Below are 24,119 nucleotides of genomic sequence, written 5' to 3' on the forward strand. Positions count from 1 at the left end.
GAGAATTTCGATCTGATCATGAAAGACGGCAAAGTCTACAAGAACACGCTGGACTGAGTTCCAGATGAAGTCCTTTGGCCAAAGCCAATTTTGTAACAACTGCTTTAGGCTCGAACCGGGCGTTCGAAGCTTGGCCACAAATGTAAGGTTTGTAATGGTCGTGCTAATTTCCAGGGAAAATACCAAATCAGTTGATTTTCAATGCCTTTGACTACCGATTTGCCGGCAAAAACGTCCCACGATGCATGATGATATCGAAGTGCTGCATGCCCTTTAGCAAATCGAAACTGACCGAATGCCCGCCTTTGCGTAGGGCTTCTGCATAATCACGGCTTTGGCGGATGAATTCAGGCGTGTCCCGTTCTGCCACCGTCACTTGATAGCGTGGACCGGGGGGTGGCAAGTGCAGGATCGGGGACAGATCGTGCACCTCGACCGGGGTCAACTGCAGCGGGTCGTTCACCGAGGTCAGGCTGATCGGTTCCAGATCATAGACGCCGCTGATTAGAATAACATCGCGCACGCGCAATCCCGCGCGGGCCAACGCATCCGCCGAGGTCGCCATGACCATGGCCACCAGATGCGCGCCTGCACTGTGTCCCGATAGGGTGATCCGCGACGGATCAAAGCCCAAATTGAACGCGTTCTCTGCCAGCCAAAGCAGGGCATCGCGGCATTCGTTGACCATCTGATCCAGCCGCGCATCCGGGGCCAGCGTGTAATTCAACGTGGCAAAGGATTGCTCGGCCTCAATCAGCGCAGGGGCCATCATCGCCGATTCGCGTTGGCTGAGCGCTTGCCAATATCCGCCGTGGACAAAGATATGCAGCGGCGCACCTGCTCCTTTCGCGGGAAAGAAATCCAGCACTTGCGCCGGTGAATCGCCATAGGCGACGTTTTCCTTCACGTCCATCCTCGCCCGGTGCTGCGCGCTGAGTGCGGTATAGCTGTCTAGATAGGGTGTCAGATCGCCACCGATCATCGAACTGGGAGAGTATTCACGCTCCAGCTCATCCTGAGAGAACCCTCGATACAGCATCGCCTACTCCTGCCCCGCATACATCAATTCGGTGCGCACATCGTAGAGGTCGTGGAAGAAGCGTAAATCCAGGGCCTTGCGCAGAAAGGACACGCCGCTGGATCCACCCGTGCCGGGTTGGTTGCCGATGACACGTTCCACAGCCGTGACATGGTCAAAGCGCCAACGTTGGAACAGGGATTCGACGTCCATCAGCTTTTCTGCCAGCGCGTAAAGGTCCCAATATTTGTCCGTGTCGCGGAACACCTGCCCCCAAATCTTCACCACGCGGTTGTCGCCGGAATATGGCTGCGCATAGTCCCGGTTCAGTAAATCATCAGGCACATCAAAACCCTGACGGGACAACATAAGCAGCACTTCGTCATACAAGGACGGCTTCGTCAGTGCGGCGTCTAGCATCGCCATCACTTCGGGATCATGTGCGTGAACCTTCAGCGTCGAGGCATCCTTGTTGCCTAGTATGAACTCGATCTGACGATAGCCGTAGCTTTGAAAACCCGAAGAACTGCCCAACGCCTCGCGAAAGGTCATGTAGTCGGCCGGCGTCATGGTCAGCAACGTCTCCCAAGCCGAGATCAGTTGGCGCTGAATCGCCTTGACCCGGTCGAGATTCTTCATCGCGGGGCCGAATTCGTCCTGTTGCAGGAACCGGCGCACCTCGACCAGTTGGTGGTGCATCAGTTTCAGCCATAGTTCGCTGACCTGGTGGATGATGATGAACAGCATTTCATCCGGCTGCGCAGGGTCCTGAAACGTTTTTTGCAGATTCAACAAGGTCTTGAGCTGCAGGAAGTCGCCATAACTTTTGCGATGGGTTTCCGCGAAATCGGTGACCAGAGTGTCCTCGATCCCGCGTTCCAGATACCGGTCCTTGTCGCCCATTTGCTCCTCCAAACGCATGATTTCACCCCTGTTTAGGGACTGATCTCGCGCAATTCCAGAGCGTTAAGTCCAGTCCAGAACCACTTTGCCGGATTGGCCGGATTTCATCGCGTCAAAACCTGCGGCGAAATCGTCGACCTTCATCTGGTGTGTGATGACCCGGCTGACGTCCAGACCGTTCTGCAACATGGCGATCATCTTGTACCATGTTTCGAACATTTCACGCCCATAAACACCTTTGATGGTGATGGCCTTGAAGACGATACGGCTCCAATCCACCGGGGATTTTCCGGGGGGAATGCCCAGTAAGGCGATTTTGCCGCCCATCACCAGTGCCTCGACCATCTGGTCCAGCGCGGCTTGCGAACCGGACATCTCTAGCCCAACGTCAAACCCCTGCTGCATACCAAGCTCGGTTATGACGTCTTGCAGGTCTTCCTTGCTGACATCCACGGACCGCACGGTGGGCACGACGTGTTCGGCCAGCTTTAGGCGATCCGGGTTGATATCGGTGATCACCACATGCCGCGCGCCTGCATGCCGGGCGACAGCGGCTGCCATGATGCCGATTGGGCCTGCGCCTGTGATCAGAACGTCTTCGCCCAACAGGTCGAAGCTGAGCGCCGTGTGAACCGCGTTGCCCAGCGGGTCGAGGATGGCTCCGATCTCGTCAGGTACGTCTTCAGGCAAGGGCACCACGTTGAAGGCAGGAAGTTTCAGGTATTGGGCAAAAGCCCCCTGTTCGTTTACACCGATGCCCCGTGTACCAGGATCCAGATGGAACTTGCCCGCTCGGCTTTGGCGACTGTCGGTGGTGATCAGATGCCCTTCGCCAGAACAGCGCTGGCCAATCTCAAGTCCGGTTACATTACGCCCTATCTCAACAATCTCGCCCGCGAATTCATGGCCCGTGATCATCGGGATTGGCACTGTGGCCGCAGCCCAGTCATCCCAGTTCCAGATATGGATATCTGTCCCGCAAATGCCGGTCTTGTTGATGCGGATCAGAACCTCGTCCGCGTCGATTTCGGGCACCGGGGCCTGCACCATCCACAGACCTTCCTCAGGTTTGGATTTCTCCAAAGCTTTCATTGTGTTGGGGCGCATCAGATCACTCCCAATTCTTTGCCGACCTTGCCAAAGGCGGACAGCGCACGGTCCAATTCGTCCTTTGTTAGAGCCGCATTCATCTGTGTTCTAATCCGTGCCTGACCACGTGGGACCACAGGGAAGAAAAAGCCAGAGACATAGACGCCTTCGTCGAACAGGTGCGACGCCATATCTTGCGCCAGTTGCGCCTCGCCCAGCATGACCGGGATGATCGGGTGTTCACCGGGCAGCAGGTCGAAGCCCAGCTTTTCCAACCCCGCGCGCCAGTACTTCGCGTTGCCGAACAGTTGCGCGCGCAGCATGTCGCCCTCTTCGACCAAGCGGATTGCTTCCAATCCGGCGGCGACGATAGAGGGTGGCAGCGAGTTTGAGAACAGATAGGGCCGCGCCCGCTGCCGCAGCAGGTCGATCACTGGCTGCGGCCCGGCGATGTAGCCGCCAATTGCCCCACCAAGTGCCTTGCCCAAGGTTCCCGTCAGAATGTCCACATCGACGCCGAAGTGATCCGGTGTGCCCGCGCCGTTCGGCCCCACAAAGCCTGTGGCGTGGCAGTCATCCACCATGACCATGGCGTCGTATTTATCGGCTAGCTCTCGGATTTTTGGCAGGTTGGCCAGATAGCCATCCATTGAGAACACGCCATCGGTGGCGATCATGATATGTCGCGCGCCATCCTCGCGCGCCTGCTTCAGCCAAGCCTCAAGATCGTTCATGTCATTGTTGAGATAGCGATAGCGCTTGGCCTTGCACAAGCGCACGCCGTCGATGATCGAGGCGTGGTTCAAACTGTCCGAGATGATGGCGTCTTCAGGCCCTAATAAAGGCTCAAACAGTCCGCCATTGGCATCGAAACAGGCGGCGAACAGAATCGAATCATCCTTGTTCAGGAATTTGGCCAGCTTCTGTTCCAACTCACGGTGGATGTCTTGCGTGCCGCAGATGAACCGGACCGAGGCCATGCCGAATCCCTTGGGTTCCATAGCGCCTTTGGCGGCATCGATCAGAGCGGGGTGATCGGCCAGACCCAGATAGTTGTTGGCGCACAAGTTGATGACTTGTTTGTCGCCCACCGTAATCTCACCACCCTGAGGCGAGGTGATCATTCGTTCGCGTTTATACAGACCCTCAGATTCGATCTGCGCGAGGGTGTCCGTGATGTGGGACAGGAATGCATCAGCCATGGCGGTCTCCGTTTGTCTGAGTCGCATATCTAACATAACGGACATAATTCCCAAATGGGGGAATTACAATATACGAGAAAAAAATCCGCGAAGACGGAATTTCGCTGGAATTAGGCGTTTTTGACGATCAGGAAAACCCGCGCAGGCCCATTGGCGACGATCGAATGCGCGATGTCCGCCGAATAACGCGCCGTATCACCCTGTTTCAGGTCGCTGATGGCAGATCCCGAAGTCACACGAACCGCGCCTTCCAGCACGGTCAACTGCTCGCGTGCTCCACGGGCGTGGGGCTGGCTGTTCAGTGCGCCGTCTTTGTCGAACTGAATGTCGTAGACTTCGTGACCACCTGCTTCCTCGGGTGGTGACAGAATACGAATCCGGCAATTCTGGCCCATGTTGTCGATGCTGGGAACTTCGGATTTCCTGAGAACCTCGATCTGGTCAGCGCTGTTCGCTTCTTCCAGAAGACCCGCGAAATCCACCTGCAAGGCGCGTGTCAGGTTCCACAGGGTCGAGATCGTCGGGCTGCTTTCGCCCCGCTCGATCTGACTGACCATCGATCTGGATACGCCGCTAAGATTTGCCACGGCTTCAAGCGACAGACCCTTGGCCCGACGTGCCTCTTTCAGGCGAGCGGGCAGGCGTGTCAGGATATCGTCTGGATTTTCCGTCATGACGGAATCTCATGCGCGTTTGTCCGTCATATGTCAATTCTGCTTGTGACGGTACGTTCCATGGGACAGCCTGATGCCGCAGATGCATAGTGCCGTCAAATTCCGGAGGAGTAGAGACATGAAAGACATCGTGATTCTTGATGGTGCCCGCACCGCGATTGGTACGTTTGGCGGGGCGCTGGCATCAACCGCGCCGATTGATCTTGCGACCGTGGTGACGGAAGCGGCGATGGAACGTTCAGGGGTCGAACCGACCCAGATCGGCAGCGTTGTTTTTGGCCACGTGATCAACACCGAGCCACGCGATATGTACCTGTCGCGCGCCGCTGCAAAACAAGCGGGCATTCCGAACGAAACGCCCGCGATGAATGTGAACCGCCTGTGCGGGTCCGGGGCGCAGGCGATTGTGTCCGCTGTGCAGTCTCTGATGTTGGGTGATGCAGAATTTACCGTGGCCGGAGGTGCCGAAAGCATGTCGCGCAGCCCCTACATCGTTCCTCAGGCGCGCTGGGGTGCGAAGATGGGGGATGTTAAATCGCTCGATATGATGCTGGGTGCCCTGAATTGTCCCTTTGGCACCGGTCATATGGGTGTGACAGCCGAGAACGTGGCGGATGAGCATCAGATCACGCGTGAGCAAATGGACGAATTTGCCCTTGCCAGCCAGGCGCGGGCTGCTGCTGCGATTGGGGCTGGCTATTTTGAAAGCCAGATCGCGCCGGTTCAGGTCAAAGTCAAACGCGACATGGTCGATTTCACGGTCGACGAACACCCCAAGCAGACCTCGGCCGAGGCGCTGGCAGGACTGCGCCCGGCGTTCAAGAAGGACGGTCGGGTGACGGCTGGAAACGCGTCCGGCATCAACGACGGTGCCGCCGCGATGGTTCTGGCTACGGCTGAAGCAGCTGAGAAAGCGGGTCTGAAACCCAAGGCGCGCATTCTTGGATATGGTCACGCTGGTGTCCGTCCCGAGGTTATGGGGATCGGACCGCTTCCGGCTGTTCAGAACCTGATGGCGCGTACGGGCCTGTCGATCGAGGATTTCGATGTGATCGAAAGCAACGAGGCCTTCGCGTCGCAAGCCTTGGCCGTAAACAAAGAACTGGGGCTGGATGCCGCCAAGGTGAATCCGAACGGGGGGGCAATTGCTTTGGGGCACCCGGTGGGCGCTACAGGCGCGATCATCACCCTTAAGGCGTTGTATGAGTTGGAACGCATCGGGGGGTCGAAGGGCTTGGTCACGATGTGCATTGGTGGCGGACAGGGTATCGCCATTGCCTTCGAGCGAATCTAATCCGGATCGGGTAGGGGGGCTGTCTGCCCCCCCATCACGCTTGCGGGATTTCCCCCGAAGATATTTTTGGCCAGGTGAAGCTGGCGGATTTGCCTTAGGTGAAGGCTGTCAGGAGCAGGACAATTGCGGCGCCAGCAGCGGCGCCAATGGCTGCCGGAAGAATGGCCGCCGATAGGCCTCTGTTTTGAGTGTCGTCCTTATGCGTCTGCGCGATCAGCGCATTTTCCACCAAAGCGGGCAGGCGCGGGCCAAAGCGGGCCAGTACCATGGCGGTTTTGCCAAAATCCCGTAGTGCTGCGCGGGGGCCGATGGATTGCTTGATGTAATCTTCGACAACCGGGCGGGCGACTTCCCAGATGTTGATGCGCGAGTCCAGCGACCGCGCCACGCCTTCGACGACCACCATTGTCCGTTGCAGCAGGATCAGTTCCGTGCGGGTTTCCATGCCGAACCGTTCTGTCACCTCGAACAGGTAATTCAGTAGGCGTCCCATCGAAATATGAGTGGCATCCATGCCAAAGATAGGCTCGCCGACCGCGCGCAAGGCGCGGGCAAACTCGTCGACGTCCCTGTCGGCAGGAACATAGCCAGCTTCGAAATGCACTTCGGCCACGCGTTTGTAGTCGCGGCGAATAAAGCCAAAGAGGATCTCGGCATAAACCCGGCGGGTATATTCGTCGATATGACCCATGATGCCATAGTCGTAGGCAATGATGTCCCCGTTGGCCGCGACCTTCAGGTTGCCTTGATGCATGTCAGCGTGGAAAAAACCGTCACGCAGTGCGTGCAGCAGGAACAAGCGCAGCACGCGTTCCGCCAGATCGCCACGGTCGTGCCCGGCGGCGTCCAGCGCGGCATTTTCGCCCAGCGGAACGCCGTCAGCCCAGCTGAGCGTCATCACGCGGCGGGCGGACAGGGACCAGACGACCGGGGGCAGCCAGAAGCCCGCGTCGTTCTTGGTGTTGGCCGCATATTCCGACGCGGCGGCGCTTTCCAGCCGCAGGTCGAGCTCGCCGCGTACGACGCCGTCGAAATGTTCGATCACCTCCATCGGGCGCAGGCGGCGCGCACCGGGGGCGAATAGCTGCACGATGCGTGCGGCGAAGTAAAATGCGTCTACATCCTTGCGGAAGGCGCGTTCAATGTTTGGGCGCAGAACTTTGACGGCGACGTCTTCGCCGGTGCTAACCAACTTGGCCTTGTGGACCTGAGCAATCGAGGCCGCGGCGATGGGTTCACTGAACTCGCTGAACACTTCGGAAACCGGCTGGCCCAGTTCCTTTTCAACCTCAGCCATGGCTTCGGCTTTAGAGAACGGGGGCAGCTTGTCCTGCAGCACGCGCAGTTGTTCGGCCAACTCATCCCCGACCACATCGGGACGGGTCGACAGTACCTGACCAAACTTGATGTATGCCGGTCCAAGCGCCGTCAGCGCCCTTGTGGCGGGGGGCATGTCAGGATCGCCTTTGTAACCCAGCCATTGGAACGGTTTTCCCAAAGCATGCGCCAGAAACCGGATTGCGCGCGGAGCTTCGAACGCGTCCAGCACAACGTTCATGGCGCCTGTGCGCTCAAGAGTGGCGCCTGTGCGGATCAGGCGAATGATGTTGTGTGGTCCCCGCATCAGATTTTCCAGCCGGAATGCAGCGCGGCGATGCCCATGCTCAGGTTGCGGTACTTGGCATTTTCAAATCCGGCCGCGCGGACCATGCCCAGAAACGTTTCCTGATCCGGGAAATTGCGGATCGATTCGACCAGGTATTGATAGCTGTCGTAGTCATTGGCGATGAGTTTCCCCATGCGCGGTATGACGTTGAAGCTGTAAAGATCGTATAGCTTTTGCAGCCCGTCATTAGGCAATTGGCTGAATTCCAGCACCATCAGGCGGCCGCCGGGTTTCAACACACGGAATGCTTCGTTCAGGGCCTCTTGCGGGCGGGTCACGTTCCGGATGCCAAACGAGATAGTGTAGACGTCGAATGTGTTGTCGTCGAAGGGCAGAGCCATCGCGTCGCCGACCACCCAGTTCAGGCTGTCGGCCATCTGGTCGGCCTCGGCGCGCTGTCGGCCTTCGACCAGCATCGGTTCGGTCAGGTCCAGCACGGTAGCATGGCCATAGCCGGCGCGTTTCAAAAAGCGGAACGAGATATCTCCGGTGCCACCTGCGACATCCAGCAGGCGCTGGCCTGGGCGCGGCGCAAGCCAGTCCATCATCGCGTCTTTCCAGACCCGGTGAATGCCCATCGACATGACATCGTTCATCACGTCATATTTCGAGGCGACCGAGTTAAACACGCCCTGTACACGCCCGGCCTTTTCAGCCTCACGTACGGTTTCGAACCCAAAATGAGTGGTCTTGTCGCTGTTGTCGGACATTAGCCTTGCCGTTTTTCGAATTTCGCCTCTGTTATAGGGCTCTGGAACCGGGGCACAATGCGGCCCTTTGGAATAGGAGCCGTGTAATGCCGGAATTGCCCGAGGTCGAGACAGTAAGACGCGGCCTGAGCCCAGCGATGGAAGGCGTGGTGATCGACCGGGCAGATGTGAATCGCCCCGATCTGCGCTGGCCTTTCCCTGAACGGATGGCCGAGCGGTTGACCGGGCAGACGGTTCAAAAATTGCGTCGTCGGTCAAAATACATTCTTGCCGATCTCAGCAGTGGTGAAACCTTGTTGATCCATTTGGGCATGTCAGGCCGGATGACCGTATCCGGCGATCCGCTTGGGCAATTCGTGCATGAACATCCGATAACCCAAAAACATGACCATGTGGTCTTTCACATGGCGAATGGCGCACGTGTCAGGTTCAACGATCCGCGCCGGTTTGGTGCGATGGACCTATTGCAGACAGCAACTGCGGACGATCACAAGCTGCTGTCTGTCCTCGGGCCTGAACCTTTGGGTAATGATTTTCACGAACAACATCTGATCGATGCGTTTCGGGGAAAGAACACTCCGATCAAATCGGCGCTGCTGGATCAGGGAATCGTTGCCGGCCTGGGCAATATCTACGTGTGCGAGGCGCTATTTCGAGCCGGAGTGTCGCCACGTCGCAAAGCCGGCCAAATTTCTGCGACCCGAGTCGCAGCACTTGTTCCGATCATCAGGAAGGTATTGCAGGACGCCATCGAAGCAGGTGGATCTTCCCTACGCGATTTCCGCCAAGCCGATGGAGAACTTGGATATTTTCAGCACAGCTTTGACGTCTATGGCCGTGAGGGAGAACCCTGCAGGACTGACGGTTGTGGGGCTCCAATCAAAAGAATCACCCAGTCCGGTCGCTCATCCTTCTACTGTGCGCAATGCCAAAGATAGCTTGATCCAGCGAATGCGCGTGGTAAGGAATCGTACCTGAACGGAACAACCGGAAGCTTTCACCTCATGGCTTTTGAGACGATCATCGTCGAAATCGAAGACCACGTCGCCCTTATCAAGCTCGACAGGCCCGATGCGCTGAACGCGCTGAACTCACAACTGGCGCAGGAATTGTGCTCGGCATTGGAAGATGCGGATAGCAACGACAAAGTGCGCTGCATCGTCATCACCGGGTCGGACAAGGCGTTCGCTGCGGGCGCGGACATCAAGGAAATGTCCGAGATGAGTTTTGTGGATGTCTACAGCTCGAACCTGTTTGGTGCTCTGAACGACCGCGTGTGCGCGATCCGTAAGCCCATCATCGCTGCCGTAGCCGGATATGCGTTGGGCGGCGGGTGCGAACTTGCGATGCTGTGCGATTTCATCATCGCAGCGGACACTGCCAAATTTGGCCAACCTGAGATCAATCTTGGCGTCATTGCCGGGCTTGGGGGCAGCCAGCGCCTGACGCGGTTTGTCGGCAAGTCCAAATCCATGGATATGAACCTGACCGGCCGTTTCATGGACGCAGAAGAAGCTGAACGCGCTGGCCTTGTCAGCCGCGTCGTTCCCGCCAAGAAGCTGATGGATGAGGCGATGGGCGCAGCCCAGAAGATTGCCGAGAAATCCCAACTGTCCGCTATGGCAGCCAAGGAGTCGGTAAACCGCAGCTATGAGCTGCCGTTGAGCGAAGGCATGCTGTTCGAACGCCGCGTGTTCCATTCAATGTTCGCGACCGAAGATCAGAAAGAAGGCATGGCCGCGTTCCTGGAAAAACGCGCCGCGCAATTCCGCGACAAGTAAGCGGTTCCCTGATCAAATCGAAACCGGCGGGCCTTTGCCCGCCTTTTTCATACCAGTTATGCGTATCAAAAGAATCGGCTTGGCAAACCCAGCCAACTTGGGTAGTAACCGCCACCATACATGCGCGTGCGGCCCGCTTGGCCCGACTCACACTCGTGATTTCTGATCCGGTGCGGATATTCCGTGGCGCGCAACCCTAGACAACGTACCGAACCAAAGGTCAGAGATACACATGGCTAATTCGCCCCAAGCAAAAAAACGCGCTCGTCAGAACGAGAGCCGTTTCGCAATCAACAAAGCACGTCGTTCGCGCATCCGTACCTACCTGCGTAAGGTAGAAGAAGCGATCGCATCCGGCGACAAGGACGCTGCAACCGCAGCACTGCGCGCAGCTCAGCCTGAACTGATGCGCGGCGTCACAAAAGGCGTTTTCCACAAGAACACAGCGTCGCGTAAAATGTCGCGCCTGTCGGCTCGTGTAAAAGCGCTGGGCTAAGGCCCGGGTTGACCTAGGGTCAACCAAACAAGGTGAAATGGTAGAAAATGCGCCGCGCCCTGCGGCGCTTTTTTTTTGCTGTTGCCGGAAAGCCGCGCCTTCACAAAACCGAGAGATTCTTTCGGCGAAAGTTACGAGTCAATATCAGAGTTTCGTTGCCGGATGCCTTGGCCTCTTGCTACCACTGTTACAGCGATTCACTCGCTTGGGGGGACAGGCTGTTCCAACGACTAGACTGACGGGCATCAGGACGGTCAGGAACGAATGTTGGCAACTGGTTTGCTAATCTGCTGCGGTCCTTGGGTCACCAGGGAACCAAGCCCTGTCGAATTTGAGATTGCGTTGCGCAACCCTGTTTTCAGGGCGTTTCGGGTATGGAGCGCCGGCAAGTAGGGATGTGCGGACTTTCTAAAACACACCCGCCAAACTTCTGCGGTTTGGCGTCGGGTATCCCTTTGCGTGTGAAAGCATAATCCGGGCAACCGGAAAATAGCAATAAGGCCGACAGGCCAATAAAGAATGGGATGCGTGAGGCGCTTAATGACACAAGAGAAATGGGGACTACTACGAAACAAGTTGCTCAAGGCCATTGGAAAAAACAACTACACGACCTGGATCGAACCTCTTGAATTCCAAGAGTTGCAGGACGGCGTAGCGGTGTTTTCCGTGCCGACAAACTTCATGGGCAACTATGTCAGTCAGAACTTTGCGGATCTCATATTGTATGAGATGAACACCGCAGGGGAAACGGTTCAACGACTGGCCTTTCGCGTCGCTGCCAACTCACCGGCGCGCCCTAAGGTAGACACCGAATCCGAGCCGACAGCTGTGCGGGATGCACCTGTTGCGCCGCAGATGGAAGCCGCGAATGGCGCGTTTGAATCCTTGCAGGCCGCGCCATTGGATTCCCGCTTTACCTTCGACAGTTTTGTCGTTGGCAAACCCAACGAACTGGCCCATGCCGCAGCGCGTCGTGTGTCTGAAGGTGGTCCTGTGACCTTCAACCCGCTGGTTCTATACGGTGGCGTTGGTCTGGGTAAGACGCACCTGATGCATGCCATCGCATGGGAGCTGAAAACAAAACACCCCGAGTTGAACGTGCTCTATTTGTCGGCGGAACAGTTCATGTACCGTTTCGTGCAGGCCCTTCGCGAGCGCCGGATGATGGACTTCAAACATTTGTTCCGGTCGGTTGACGTGTTGATGGTGGACGATGTGCAGTTCATCGCGGGCAAAGATTCGACGCAGGAAGAGTTCTTCCACACCTTCAATGCACTAGTGGACCAGAACAAGCAGATCATCATCTCGGCCGACCGCGCCCCGGGTGAGATCAAGGACCTAGAGGATCGGGTGAAGTCCCGTCTGCAATGTGGTCTGGTGGTCGATCTGCACCCAACCGACTATGAACTGCGCTTGGGTATCCTGCAAAACAAAGTGCAGCAATACAGCAGCACATATCCCGACCTGACAATTGCCGATGGCGTCCTGGAATTCCTGGCGCACCGGATCTCGACTAATGTTCGCGTGCTGGAAGGTGCTCTGACCCGTCTGTTCGCTTTTGCCTCTTTGGTGGGACGCGAGATCGACATGGAGCTGACGCAGGACTGTCTAGCCGATGTGCTGCGCGCATCCGAGCGCAAGATCACGGTCGAAGAGATTCAGCGCAAGGTTTCGGACTATTACAACATCCGCCTGTCCGACATCATTGGACCTAAACGCCTGCGGTCTTATGCCCGCCCGCGTCAGGTTGCGATGTATCTGTGCAAGCGACTGACCAGCCGGTCCCTGCCGGAAATCGGGCGCCGGTTCGGAGGACGTGACCACACGACTGTCATGCACGGCGTAAAACGCATCGAAGAGCTGAAAACCACGGACGGCCAGATCGCCGAAGATGTGGAAATGCTGCGGCGCGCGCTGGAAGCCTGAGCTCCTACCCATATCACTTGAGAAACGCCCCGGACCCTCACGCCCGGGGCGTTTTCTTGTGCGCTATTTTCCACGGTTGGAAATGAACTGTGCTTGCAGGGCCACGCGGCCCTTGACGCTTTGGGCAATCCGACCGAGAAATCCATAAAAAATCCTTGTGCCTCAGGGCGGAACCGCTAACGTGCCAGTCCCGCCCATTTCGGCACGCAAGTCAGAGGAATTAAGGGTATGAAGATCAGCATCGAACGCGGCACCCTTCTCAAGGCCGTTTCCCAGGCCCAATCTGTTGTCGAACGTCGCAACACCATTCCCATACTTGCCAACGTTTTGATCGAAGCCGAGGGCGATCAAGCCATGTTCCGGGCGACCGACTTGGACATCGAAGTTGTCGACAAAGCGCCCGCACAGGTCGAAAAGGCCGGGGCCACAACGGTGGCCGCAACGACGTTGCATGAGATCGTGCGCAAGCTTCCGGATGGAGCGTTGGTGACACTGACCGCCGACAGCGCCGCAGGGCGTCTGACGGTTGAAGCAGGCCGGTCGAATTTCTCATTGGCGACGCTGCCAAAGGAAGACTTCCCTGTGATGGCGTCTTCGGAATACCAATCGAACTTTACTGCCTCGGCAGCCCTGCTGCGCCGGTTGTTCGATAAGTCGAAATTCGCCATCTCGACCGAAGAGACGCGTTACTATCTGAACGGCGTCTATATGCATGTGGCCGACGGGTCCGAAGGCGGCAAGGTGTTGCGCTGTGTGGCCACCGATGGCCACCGACTGGCACGCATCGACGCGGATCTGCCGGATGGCGCTGCAGACATGCCCGGTGTGATCGTACCGCGCAAAACCGTAGGCGAACTGCGCAAGCTGCTGGACGACGATGAGATGGATATCGCCGTGTCGGTCAGTGAAACGAAAGTGCGTTTTGCAACCCCGGATATCACGCTGACCTCAAAGGTGATCGACGGGACGTTCCCGGATTACACACGTGTGATTCCTCAGGGCAATACGCGCCAGCTGGAAGTCGACGCGGCCGAGTTCGCAAAGGCCGTGGACCGGGTTGCAACCGTGTCCTCTGAGCGGTCTCGAGCGGTAAAGCTGCAGCTGGATACAGATAAACTGGTACTTTCCGTCAACGCCCCGGATAGCGGCGCGGCCGAGGAAGAACTGGCCGTGGCCTATGGCGACGAGCGGCTGGAGATCGGATTCAACGCCAAGTACCTGCTGGAAATCGCCTCTCAGGTGGATCGTGAGAACGCTGTGTTCCTGTTCAATTCAGCGGCTGATCCGACCCTGATGCGCGAAGGCAATGATCTGAGCGCGGTATACGTCGTCATGCCGATGCGCGTCTGACCGCACGGACGTGCGATGCCTCCGGCGGGAGTATTTTTGAAAAGATGAAGGGAGGGGTCATGGGTTTGGCCCTGACCGAGCTTACCGTCTCGCATTTTCGGTCCCACAAGCTGGCGCGACTATCTTTGGATGGTCGGCCTGTTGCGATTCACGGACCGAACGGGGCGGGCAAGACCAACATCCTGGAAGCGGTGTCCCTGTTTTCCCCCGGTCGCGGAATGCGGCGGGCCAGCGCGACCGAGATGACCCGACGCCCCGAGGCGTTGGGTTGGAAACTGACCGGGGTGCTGCAGGCGCAGGGGCGACAATACGAGATTGAGACCTGGTCCGAGGGCGGTGTCGCGCGGCAGGTTCGCATTGATGGCAAGGCGTCCAGCCAGGTTGATCTGGGCAAGCTGGCGCGAATTGTCTGGTTGATCCCGTCGATGGACCGGATTTGGATCGAGGGGGCCGAAGGACGCCGGCGTTTTCTGGACCGGATCGCGCTGAGTTTCGATCCGGCCCATGCTGAAGCATCTTTGACCTATGAAAAATCCATGCGCGAACGGAACCGTCTGCTGAAAGAGCAGGTACGCGATGCGCATTGGTATGCTGCACTTGAAGCGCAGATGGCGGAGACGGGGTATCGTATTAACGCGGCGCGGCTTTCGGCGCTGGATCATCTGCGCGCGGCGCAGGATCAGGCGGAAACTGCGTTTCCATCTGCGGAATTGGAGCTGGTACAGACCGAAGGTGCGATGCCGGAAACGGAAGCGGATCTGCGCGAAGCACTAAGTGAAAGCCGGTTCCGCGATCTGGCGGCCGGGCGTACGCTGGTGGGGCCGCATCGGTCGGACGTGTACGGGGTGTTCGCTGCCAAGGGCGTTCCGGCCAAGGATTGCTCGACGGGTGAGCAGAAGGCTTTATTGGTCTCATTGATCCTGTCGAACGCACGAGCCTTGGCGAGTATGATCGGCGCCCCCCCGATCGTGTTGTTGGACGAGGTGGCGGCGCATCTGGACGCGGATCGGCGCGCGGCACTGTATGATGAGATTTGTGCGCTGGGTGCTCAGGCCTGGATGACGGGCACCGGGCCTGAGCTGTTTGCGGAACTGGGCGACCGGGCCCAATCATTGATCGTGAGTGATGGCTTTGAGGGCTCGGTCGTGTCCGCTTAGGCCAGCTCGCCGACCTTTCGTTCCCACAGGAAGCCGCGCATGACTTCGTCGACCGGGGTTTTTGCCATGTGGTTCACGTAGTTCGACATGGTTTTTTGCGCGAGGCCCAGCACCACATCCAACACAGCGCGGTGAGAGTAGCCCGCATCAAAGAATGCCTGCAGCTGTGCTTCGGTCGGGTTGCCGCGGGTTTCCATCATTTGCAGGGTGAAGGTGCGCAGTGCTTCAAGCTTGGCCGAAGGTAACGGGGTTTCATTGCGCAGGGCTTCGGTGATTTCGTCGGAAACCTTCATCATCTTGGCGATGCCGGTATGAGCGGGCACGCAATAGTGGCATTCGTTTTCCACATTGATGGTCTGCCAGACGACGGTTTTCTCATCATTGTCGAAGTCGGTCTGCATGAACAGGCCATGCAGCACCTGATAGCCTTCCAGATGCTGGGGGCTTTCGGCCATGACCTTGTGCAGGCCGGGCAGGCGGCCAAAAGCGGCTTGCGATTTTTCCAGTAGCGGTTTGGACCCTTCGGGGGCGGATTCGAGATCATGTGACGGGAAATTGGCCATGTTGGAACTCCTTTTCTGGCGGGTAAGGCAGAAATAGTCTTTCTTGAGTGATCACTCAAGTATATATTTGAGCAATCGTTCAAGAATTGGTGAAGGTTATGCCACGCAAACCCGAATATGACCGAGATGACCTGATTGCCCGGGCCAGGGATATCTTCTGGCGTCAGGGTTGGGCTGGCACATCCCTGAAAGACCTTGAGCGCGAGTTGAAGTTGAAACCCGGCAGTTTTTACGCGGCTTTTGGGTCAAAGGACGCGCTGTACGGGCTGGCGTTGGACCGCTACGCGCAAGAGGGTGTTGCGCGGCTGCGGGCATTGGCTGACCGGGTAGGTTCGCTCGAGGCTTTGAAAGCGCAGCCGCGTTTGGTTATCGAGGCAAGCGGAGCGCCCGCGAAGGCTTGTATGTTGGCCAAGACCTACGCTGAATTGCAGGCCAAGGATCACGAGCTCGCCGGTCGGGCGGGTGTTCTCATGTCCGAGATGAAGGCCTGCTTTGCAGAGCTGTTCCGTCAGGCGCAAGAGGCCGGGGATATCGCCCTAAGCCACGATCCGAACCGGCTGGCGACGCGTTATCAATCTGACCTTTTGGGGCTGCGTTTGTCGGCCGAGCGCAGTGATGTCGACGCCCATGAAATCGCAGCGGATATAGCGGCCGATATCGACCGTTTGTAGGGATTCGGCAGTCAGCTGCCGAAAGAAACTAAATCACGCAAGACCGGCACAAAATGTTGGGGTAGCGCGTGACAATCCCCCCCAGAAAACGTATAAGTTACCAAAATAATATAGGTACTGACGGCATGTCCGAAGACGCACAGGCACCCCAGGAATACGGTGCAGATTCCATCAAAGTTCTCAAAGGGTTAGAGGCAGTTCGAAAGCGCCCCGGCATGTATATCGGGGATACGGACGATGGCTCGGGTCTGCACCATATGGTGTATGAGGTCGTTGACAATGGGATTGACGAAGCGCTGGCCGGTCACGCGGACCATGTAACCGTCAAAATCCACGCGGATTCCAGCGTCTCGGTCAGCGACAATGGCCGCGGAATTCCCGTCGATATTCACCCCGAAGAAGGTGTGTCCGCAGCAGAAGTGATCATGACCCAGCTGCATGCTGGCGGCAAGTTCGACAGCAATTCCTACAAGGTGTCCGGCGGTCTGCACGGCGTGGGCGTTTCGGTGGTGAATGCACTGTCCAATTGGCTGGAATTGCGTGTCTGGCGCAACGGTAAGGAACACGTTGCACGGTTCGAAGGTGGTGAGACGGTCGAGCATCTGAAAGTTGTCGCTGAATGCGGTGATCGGACCGGAACCGAAGTGCGGTTTCTGGCGTCGTTGGATACATTCTCAAACCTGGAATACTCATTCGAGACGCTGGAAAAGCGTCTGCGCGAACTGGCCTTCCTGAACTCGGGTGTACGGATCATTCTGATTGATGAACGCCCGGCAGAACGGTTGGAGACCGAGTTGTTTTACGAAGGCGGCGTCAAGGAATTTGTCAAATACCTGGATCGCTCCAAGACCTCCGCAATGCCTGAACCGATTTATATCAAGGGTGAGCGCGACGATATCGGTGTCGAAATCGCCATGTGGTGGAATGACAGCTATCACGAGACAGTCCTGCCCTTCACCAACAACATCCCACAGCGCGATGGCGGAACCCATATTGCCGGTTTCCGCGGTGCGCTGACCCGGACCATCAACAACTACGCCCAGACCAGCGGGATCGCGAAAAAGGAAAAGGTCAGCTTTACCGGCGACGATGCGCGCGAGGGTCTGACCTGTGTGTTGTCGGTCAAAGTCCCCGACCCTAAATTCTCGTCCCAGACCAAGGACAAGCTGGTGTCATCCGAAGTGCGCCCTGCAGTCGAAGGTCTGATGAACGAAAAGCTGGCTGAATGGTTCGAAGAAAATCCGAACGTGGCCAAGATTATCGTTGGCAAAATTATCGAGGCTGCTCTGGCCCGTGAAGCCGCTCGCAAGGCGCGCGAGCTGACCCGCCGCAAAACGGCGATGGATGTGAATTTTCTGGCTGGCAAGCTCAAGGATTGTTCGGAAAAGGACCCGACCAAAACCGAAGTCTTCCTGGTTGAGGGTGATTCCGCGGGTGGATCAGCGCAAACGGGCCGCGATCGGCAAACTCAGGCAATTTTGCCTCTCAAGGGTAAAATCCTGAACGTTGAACGTGCACGGTTTGACCGGATGTTGTCATCTCAGGAAATCGGCAACCTCGTCATGGCGTTGGGAACCGGGATCGGGCGAGACGAGTTCAATATCGAAAAACTGCGCTATCATAAAATCGTCATCATGACCGATGCGGACGTCGACGGTGCGCATATCCGGACATTGCTGTTGACGTTTTTCTACCGGCAGATGCCTGAGCTGATTGAGGGCGGTTATCTCTACATCGCCCAACCGCCGCTTTACAAAGTGGCGCGCGGAAAATCCGAAGTGTACCTGAAAGATCAGGCCGCGATGGATGAATACCTGGTCAACCAAGGTGTCGAAGGGGCAGTTCTGAAGCTCGGTTCTGGCGAAGAGATCCTGGGTCAGGATCTGACGCGCATTGTCGACGAAGCGCGTCAGTTGAAGCGCGTCTTGGACGCCTTCCCAACCCATTATCCACGTCACATCCTGGAACAGGCCGCTGTTGCAGGTGCTTTTGTGCCAGGCGCGGTTGATGCGGACTTGCAGGGCGTGGCAGATAAAGTCGCGGCCCGTCTGGACCTGATTGCGCTGGAATACGAACGCGGCTGGCAGGGCCGGATCACTCAGGATCACGGAATTCGTCTTGCTCGTATTTTGCGCGGCGTGGAAGAGGTGCGTACCTTGGACGGCCCGATGCTGCGTTCGGGTGAGGCGCGCAAGACCGGCAGCTTCACGCAAAGTCTGCAAGAGGTCTACAACACCCCGGCAACGCTGGTCCGTCGCGACCGGTCACAGGCAATTCACGGCCCGCTTGATCTGCTGCGCGCCATTCTGGAAGAAGGTGAAAAGGGTCTGTCGCTGCAGCGCTACAAAGGTCTGGGTGAGATGAACCCGGATCAGCTCTGGGAAACGACGCTGGACCCGGACGCACGTACGCTTTTGCAGGTGCGGGTGGACGACATGGTCGAAGCGGATGATCTGTTCACCAAGCTGATGGGCGACGTGGTGGAACCTCGCCGCGAGTTCATCCAGCAAAATGCCCTGAGCGTCGAAAACCTGGATTTCTAGGATTTTTGTAGGTGCGCCCATAGCTTTGCATTTCGCCCAAAGATTTGCATTTTTGGCCCAAAACTCTGGGCGTATTAACATTCAACTTTCTTAGTTCGAGGTTCCATATCTTCGGGTCTCATTCTTTGCTTGTTTAGCGCCATCGACGTATTGCCGGGGAAGGTTTTCGGATAGCCGCTTCCAGCCCAATGCGGACTTGGTCGATCCGCAAGCAGGGAGGCGAGCAGGCATAGGCACTGGCAACTACCTTGGTCTGATTTACAGGAATTTTTTCAGCAACCGGTACATGAAGGTCGAGTTGTTCTACTTGTTATTTTCGGAACAAAAAGCATGCGGTGACATCCTGGCCCAAGCAGCACAGTTTAGGTAAAATTGGGATCCCAACCATCCACAACCTGTAGTGCTGCTCAAGAAGAAAAGGTGAAAACCCACTCTTAAGGGTGAACACCAATCAGAGAGGCCGCTTCAGGAACTACACTAACCTAGTCCGTGAAGCGGCGTTTTGGTTATTGCCAGCTTGCAAAAGTCTTGCGGGCCAGTTCGCTTTCTGGTCGCAGATTTTCAATGCCTCCATAGGGTTCATCAGTCCCAATCTCGCGATGTGGGTATTTTGCAATCATTTTTTGATGCCGTTTGGCCATATCCTGGAAGGACGCTCCGGACCAAAGCGATTGGCCGATGTCAGAATACATCTCGCGCGGATCGCGAAGGATGTTAAACACCGGCGCAGCGGCCCCTGGGACACCAGGTGCAGGCATGTGCATCTTGAATTCCTGTTTCACAATCGAACGCAAAACCGGTCCTTCGTAGATATAGACATAATCTCTCCGCGAATTACCATCCCCCTCAAGAAACAATGCTGTCTGGTCCACGCCGTCGATGATCCGGTCACGCGGGATGAATTCAGTTCCGCCAGCGATACGGGCGAAGGTTGTGAATAGATCGGAAACGTGAACGATGTCCCCTGCGTACTTGCCTCCTTCGATTGCAGCTGGCCAGCGTACGAAAGCATCAACACGTACCCCTCCTTCGAGGTGTTCCGCTTTGCCGCCCCGGTAAATCAATTCGATCATGCCTGAAGTGGGCGAATACTGCTTAAAGATGCCGTTGTCCGCCATAATCACAACAAGCGTGTTATCCGCAATTCCAAGTTCATCAACTTTGGCCATCAAATCACCGATCCAATCGTCAAGTTGCTCCATTTTATCAGCCATAAAGCCACCGTTCCGGGACCGCTGCTGTTCGCCGTAAGTGAAATTGATTGGGTAAAGCGGCCAGTATTGGAGAAAGAATGGATCATCTTCTCCCGCCAAACGGTCAAGTTGCTCCAAGACCTGAGCCTGATAGGTCTCGTTCATGCGTTCATAGTGCGCCTGTGTCCATTCCTCGCCAGCTTCTATGCCTACCTCCCGTGCGGTCTCTCCGGCCCTGGCTTCGAGGCCAGTTACAAGACCATAAGGTTTGAACCGTTCATCCATTCCATATTTCCCGGATTGAGTGGATGGATGCCAGCCATTGAGGTTACCTGCATTCGCAGCCTCTGGTGTCATCAGGCTCAGTTGCACTTGCTGATGGACTGGAAAATACGCGACATCAAACCCCTGGTTATGAGCGAATGACTCCTCAATATCGCCCTGGTGCCATTTCCCAACATGTGCTGTGTTATAGCCGGATTGATTGAGTATTTCGGCGATGGTAACTTCGTTCTTGGACAACCCTTCACCAACAAGAGCAACTTTCACTTCCTTGACACCCGCGCGAATTGGGTGCCCTCCGGTCAGGAATGCAGTGCGGGTAGGTGTGCAGGAAGGCTCAGTATACATCCGCATCAAAGAAAGGCCTTCTGCGGCGAAATCGTTGATGTTTGGTGTGTCAAATCCGGTGACAAAGTTCATCGCAGGATTGCCCATGAGGCCAAAACTCACGTCATCGATGAGAACGTAGAGAATATTAGGGGGCTTACCATCGTTTCTTTCTCGAACTTCCGCCAGTTTCTTATCGATCTCAATGTCTTGGGCATCCCATTGCTCGCCGTACTGAGCGCGAAGAAAATTGAATTCTCCGTCATGGACGATGGGAGTTTCCTGGGCCGCAACTGATGTGGCAGCAACAATGGACGCAAATAAGGCGGTTCGAAAAATCAAGTTAGAGCTTCCTTTATTGTGTTGGCGGGAAACAATGAGTTTCAATCAAAGTTGGCCGCGTTTTGGGCCTTCTCGAAAACCAGTCAATACCAGAGGGTCACGCTACGGTCTACTTGCGCCATGTTATCGCCATTTGCTGTGCCGCCTACCAAGGTGAGCTAACGGCCGATTATCATATTTTGCAAAGTCCGTTTCCTGCGCATTGCAGACCTTCGCGCACGGCATAACACCCAACATTAGAGAGTGCATCATCCCAGAACTTTTAGATCTTTTGGTGCGAGCCGACTTTTCTCCGGCAATGTCCCAAATTTAATTCCTTCGATTTCGAGTTTGTCTCGTATCGCTACAAGTTCACCCAGTTTGTACTCAGATTGCTCAGGAACAACGTATAGTACTTGAGGAACCTTTCTCAAAAGAAGTGCTGCTCTTGCCAGTTGGTCAATCAAGTAGCCAGGATCAATTCTATTCCTCGGGCCTTTGATCTCAATCGCCGCAAAAGGCTCCGAGCCTTTGTATACGATTAAGTCTGTGGCAAGAGGCTCGAACGTTCTGCCTTCTCGAACAGTCAAATTTTCCACATTGAAGATGTCACTAGTGTTCTGTTTGAAAAGCATTTTTGCGTTTACTTCGAAGTCTCGGGCTCTTCGCTGGCCGCCAAAACCACCTCTAGCAATCACGACCGCAGGCTTCTCCGCCAATCGAACTTCATCAAGAATAGACTTAGTTTCCGCCTGAGATAACTCCCCTGAAAGAACGGCATCAGCTATCTCTTTGGATTTCCTAGGGTCATACCGATCTATCCTTGAAAGCAAAATAACTTGCATCATGGCCAGCCAGTCGGGCTTTGATTCAAAAAGATCGGGTCGGTTCTGTTCTAACCATTTCGCCGCGGACATCGGATTGCGAAGGCTTGCAGGCTTTGTGCCTCTAATAGCGGCAACGCTTTGGAGTGCATCGTCCGGAAACGCGTACCCGCAGGCTTGGCTGTCTTGGACAACGCGATTCAGCCACGCTCCGAGGGCAATCCAGTTTTCAGTTTTGGCCAAATCTTGAAATTCGTCTTCAGTCATCATCGGTCGCAATCATTTTATTCGCATCGAGCCCATTGCCAATGCGAATGGATGCATGTATAGAGCCCGTATGAGGATAGATCGACACGCACCCCCGACGGCCCGACGCGTTCACAAGCGCGGAATGAAAAAACGCGCTGGCAAAATGTCTGGCGTCAAGTTCCCAGGCGTCATTCAGCTCGAAAGCCAAATGGAAGCAGCACTGGTTCGTTGCATGCAGGTCGACCCTCGTGTGGTCTCGCTTAAGCCACAGCCTTGCACAATCGACATGGGAACCGGAAGAGCATTTGCAAACAAAGAAGCGGCGCTAGAGGCTTATGAAGGGCGTCGGTACAGGCCTAAGCTTTATACACCAGACCTAGAAGTCACACTTGTCGACGGCCGTTTGTTCTACTTGGACGCCAAGCACAGCGCTCACATAGATAAGAAACCTGAGTACCTGGACTATCCTTCACTTCTTGCCGAAGTCGGAATCTCGCTTGTCATTGTAACTGAGTCCTTATTGCAGGGGCCGATTGATCGAAATGCTTGGCTGCTATTGCAAGGACAAGCCGAAGAGACCGCCCCTAAACTTGCAAGCAAAATAGCGTGTCTCAAACAGCAACGTGTGACGTTCAAAGAACTAAGAGAGAACATTGGCATCCCCCAAGCGAAGATTCTTCGCCTTATTCTTGATGGCTATCTGGTGTTCGATTTTTCATGTGAAGCTCTTGGGCCATCCACGAACCTGAATACTGCGAACCGCGACCGAAGACATCTGGAGGTAATCGAATTTTGAAGCAGATTGTCAAAAGGCGGCACCAGAGAACCATCAAATATAGGGGAGAAACCTATGCTGTCGATGGAGCGATAGCTGGGCGGGATGCATATCAGATATCGAACTCCCAAGTTGATCCTTTTGAGATATCTGGACAAGAATATCGAGACCATGTGCACGATGGGCTAGTGAAGGAAGAAGGCTTCGACAAACGTCCTCGTAATGTAACCGCTAAAGATGCACGTGAAGCTCAGCTCAGACTACGCATTGTGGAAAATGCACTAAAGCTTGGGGAGGAAGGCGTTCATTGGGCAAAACGCATACCGATACTTCAACGCGAGTTCGCCGAAGAACCCACCTGCAAAATCAAGGGTAACCGTTTTCCGAGGCAATCGACTGTTCAGAATTGGGTCAAATTGTATCGGCGCGGCGGGCCGGAAGCGCTTTTGCCCAAGCACAGCAATTCAGGAAATCGTATGCCAAGGTTTGACAGCGTTTTCCACGAGATAGTGCTCGATCTATTGGAAATGCAATATACGTCGTCGGACAGACAAAATCTAACAAGTCTGTCTAGCGACGCTTATAATCAATACCAGTTGGTTTGCCATGAGAATGGCATAAAACCTGGGTGCTGCGGACGCAAGGCAGTCGAAGCGATTGTGCACACAATCCCTCATTTTGACGTTCTAAAGTGGCAACTGGGCAGTAACGAGGCGCGCCAACACATGCGAATTGCCAAAAAATACTATGATATAACAGCACCTTACGATCAAATAGAATTGGACTGCACAAAAGCTGACATAATGCTGGTTGATGATAGCGGGGAGGTAATAGGTCGGCCGTGGATTTGTGCAGCGATTGACTGTGCTACTAGTTGGATTGTCGCATTTCAGGTCTTCCTACCAGATCCATCATCAGAACATGTGGCCAAAGCTCTAAAGGAGATGATTAGCTACCCAGAGGAAGACTTTTTCGAACAGCACGAAATTGTAAACAGGAAAAAAATCGCCGCACTGCCGAAAGTGGTTGTGAGCCTCCCCAACTGAACTGGTCCACCGTTATGTTTAGGAAACGGAGGACCACGAATGGCAAACAAGCGACCGAA

Annotated in this window: 21 protein-coding genes; 11 read left to right on the forward strand and 10 right to left on the reverse strand. The window is 55.7% G+C overall.

Annotated features, from left to right (window positions below; genetic code table 11):
• Nucleotides 1-211: 211 nt before the first annotated feature.
• The 5 genes from AC2FIB_RS21805 to AC2FIB_RS21825 all read right to left on the reverse strand — a co-directional run bounded on the left by AC2FIB_RS21805 (nucleotide 212) and on the right by AC2FIB_RS21825 (nucleotide 4,886).
• The gene (locus AC2FIB_RS21805) at nucleotides 212-1,039 is read right to left on the reverse strand and encodes an alpha/beta hydrolase (protein ID WP_496737776.1); all 828 of its coding nucleotides are present in this window, start codon (nucleotides 1,037-1,039) and stop codon (nucleotides 212-214) included.
• A gap of 3 nt (nucleotides 1,040-1,042) precedes the next feature.
• Nucleotides 1,043-1,939: a tryptophan 2,3-dioxygenase gene (locus AC2FIB_RS21810; RefSeq protein WP_496737777.1), complete on the reverse strand. Its 897-nt coding sequence runs from the start codon at nucleotides 1,937-1,939 to the stop codon at nucleotides 1,043-1,045.
• Nucleotides 1,940-1,984: 45 nt separating this feature from the next.
• Nucleotides 1,985-3,013, reverse strand: coding sequence for an L-threonine 3-dehydrogenase (gene tdh / locus AC2FIB_RS21815; RefSeq protein ID WP_496724273.1), 1,029 nt, complete (start codon nucleotides 3,011-3,013; stop codon nucleotides 1,985-1,987).
• A gap of 14 nt (nucleotides 3,014-3,027) precedes the next feature.
• Entirely contained in the window at nucleotides 3,028-4,212 is a 1,185-nt protein-coding gene (locus AC2FIB_RS21820) for a glycine C-acetyltransferase (protein ID WP_496842710.1), read from the reverse strand.
• A 110-nt stretch (nucleotides 4,213-4,322) separates the two neighbouring features.
• The gene (locus AC2FIB_RS21825) at nucleotides 4,323-4,886 is read right to left on the reverse strand and encodes a helix-turn-helix domain-containing protein (RefSeq protein ID WP_496779960.1); all 564 of its coding nucleotides are present in this window, start codon (nucleotides 4,884-4,886) and stop codon (nucleotides 4,323-4,325) included.
• Between the two features lie 118 nt (nucleotides 4,887-5,004).
• Between AC2FIB_RS21825 and AC2FIB_RS21830 the strand changes: the two genes are divergently transcribed.
• Complete coding sequence (locus AC2FIB_RS21830; RefSeq protein WP_496842711.1) at nucleotides 5,005-6,180, forward strand: acetyl-CoA C-acyltransferase family protein; 1,176 nt, start codon at nucleotides 5,005-5,007, stop codon at nucleotides 6,178-6,180.
• A gap of 94 nt (nucleotides 6,181-6,274) precedes the next feature.
• Here AC2FIB_RS21830 and ubiB read toward each other — a convergent pair whose 3' ends face one another.
• Complete coding sequence (gene ubiB / locus AC2FIB_RS21835; protein WP_496737779.1) at nucleotides 6,275-7,804, reverse strand: 2-polyprenylphenol 6-hydroxylase; 1,530 nt, start codon at nucleotides 7,802-7,804, stop codon at nucleotides 6,275-6,277.
• On the reverse strand, nucleotides 7,804-8,556 hold the full coding sequence (gene ubiE / locus AC2FIB_RS21840; protein ID WP_058272973.1) for a bifunctional demethylmenaquinone methyltransferase/2-methoxy-6-polyprenyl-1,4-benzoquinol methylase UbiE: 753 nt from the start codon (nucleotides 8,554-8,556) through the stop codon (nucleotides 7,804-7,806). Before ubiE ends, ubiB begins: the two co-directional genes overlap by 1 nt.
• An 86-nt stretch (nucleotides 8,557-8,642) precedes the next feature.
• On the opposite strand from ubiE, the gene mutM reads away from it, so the two are divergent.
• From mutM to recF, 6 genes are all read left to right on the forward strand, one after another.
• A complete protein-coding gene (gene mutM, locus AC2FIB_RS21845) occupies nucleotides 8,643-9,494 on the forward strand; it encodes a bifunctional DNA-formamidopyrimidine glycosylase/DNA-(apurinic or apyrimidinic site) lyase (RefSeq protein ID WP_496737780.1) in 852 nt (283 codons plus the stop codon).
• 66 nt (nucleotides 9,495-9,560) lie between these two features.
• On the forward strand, nucleotides 9,561-10,337 hold the full coding sequence (gene acuK, locus AC2FIB_RS21850; protein WP_058276503.1) for an acryloyl-CoA hydratase: 777 nt from the start codon (nucleotides 9,561-9,563) through the stop codon (nucleotides 10,335-10,337).
• 232 nt (nucleotides 10,338-10,569) lie between these two features.
• Nucleotides 10,570-10,833 carry a 30S ribosomal protein S20 gene (rpsT, locus tag AC2FIB_RS21855; protein WP_058272970.1) on the forward strand — a complete coding sequence of 88 codons (264 nt, stop codon included), beginning with the start codon at nucleotides 10,570-10,572 and terminating at the stop codon, nucleotides 10,831-10,833.
• A gap of 540 nt (nucleotides 10,834-11,373) precedes the next feature.
• Nucleotides 11,374-12,759 (forward strand): chromosomal replication initiator protein DnaA, encoded by a 1,386-nt coding sequence (gene dnaA, locus AC2FIB_RS21860; protein ID WP_496737781.1) that lies wholly within the window; start codon nucleotides 11,374-11,376, stop codon nucleotides 12,757-12,759.
• 228 nt (nucleotides 12,760-12,987) lie between these two features.
• On the forward strand, nucleotides 12,988-14,109 hold the full coding sequence (gene dnaN / locus AC2FIB_RS21865; protein WP_058272968.1) for a DNA polymerase III subunit beta: 1,122 nt from the start codon (nucleotides 12,988-12,990) through the stop codon (nucleotides 14,107-14,109).
• Between the two features lie 59 nt (nucleotides 14,110-14,168).
• Nucleotides 14,169-15,266, forward strand: coding sequence for a DNA replication/repair protein RecF (gene recF / locus AC2FIB_RS21870; protein ID WP_496737782.1), 1,098 nt, complete (start codon nucleotides 14,169-14,171; stop codon nucleotides 15,264-15,266).
• On the opposite strand, the gene AC2FIB_RS21875 is transcribed toward recF, so the two are convergent.
• Entirely contained in the window at nucleotides 15,263-15,829 is a 567-nt protein-coding gene (locus AC2FIB_RS21875) for a carboxymuconolactone decarboxylase family protein (protein WP_496737783.1), read from the reverse strand. The two genes, recF and AC2FIB_RS21875, sit on opposite strands and share 4 nt — an antisense overlap.
• A 98-nt stretch (nucleotides 15,830-15,927) precedes the next feature.
• Between AC2FIB_RS21875 and AC2FIB_RS21880 the strand changes: the two genes are divergently transcribed.
• Nucleotides 15,928-16,500, forward strand: a complete 573-nt coding sequence (locus tag AC2FIB_RS21880) for a TetR/AcrR family transcriptional regulator (RefSeq protein ID WP_496737784.1) — start codon at nucleotides 15,928-15,930, stop codon at nucleotides 16,498-16,500.
• Nucleotides 16,501-16,625: 125 nt separating this feature from the next.
• Nucleotides 16,626-19,043, forward strand: coding sequence for a DNA topoisomerase (ATP-hydrolyzing) subunit B (gene gyrB / locus AC2FIB_RS21885; RefSeq protein ID WP_496842712.1), 2,418 nt, complete (start codon nucleotides 16,626-16,628; stop codon nucleotides 19,041-19,043).
• 506 nt (nucleotides 19,044-19,549) lie between these two features.
• Here gyrB and AC2FIB_RS21890 read toward each other — a convergent pair.
• On the reverse strand, nucleotides 19,550-21,232 hold the full coding sequence (locus tag AC2FIB_RS21890) for a sulfatase-like hydrolase/transferase (protein WP_496705840.1): 1,683 nt from the start codon (nucleotides 21,230-21,232) through the stop codon (nucleotides 19,550-19,552).
• A gap of 203 nt (nucleotides 21,233-21,435) precedes the next feature.
• Nucleotides 21,436-22,260, reverse strand: a complete 825-nt coding sequence (locus AC2FIB_RS21895) for a hypothetical protein (protein ID WP_170408651.1) — start codon at nucleotides 22,258-22,260, stop codon at nucleotides 21,436-21,438.
• A gap of 121 nt (nucleotides 22,261-22,381) precedes the next feature.
• On the opposite strand from AC2FIB_RS21895, the gene AC2FIB_RS21900 reads away from it, so the two are divergent.
• Together AC2FIB_RS21900 and AC2FIB_RS21905 are read left to right on the forward strand one after the other, a co-directional pair.
• A complete protein-coding gene (locus AC2FIB_RS21900; RefSeq protein WP_170804865.1) occupies nucleotides 22,382-23,035 on the forward strand; it encodes a hypothetical protein in 654 nt (217 codons plus the stop codon).
• Nucleotides 23,032-24,060, forward strand: a complete 1,029-nt coding sequence (locus AC2FIB_RS21905; RefSeq protein WP_496842713.1) for a helix-turn-helix domain-containing protein — start codon at nucleotides 23,032-23,034, stop codon at nucleotides 24,058-24,060. The genes AC2FIB_RS21900 and AC2FIB_RS21905 overlap by 4 nt, the downstream gene beginning before the upstream one ends.
• Nucleotides 24,061-24,119 lie beyond the last annotated feature (59 nt).

It is taken from the genome of Ruegeria sp. YTSA072 (assembly GCF_059610285.1).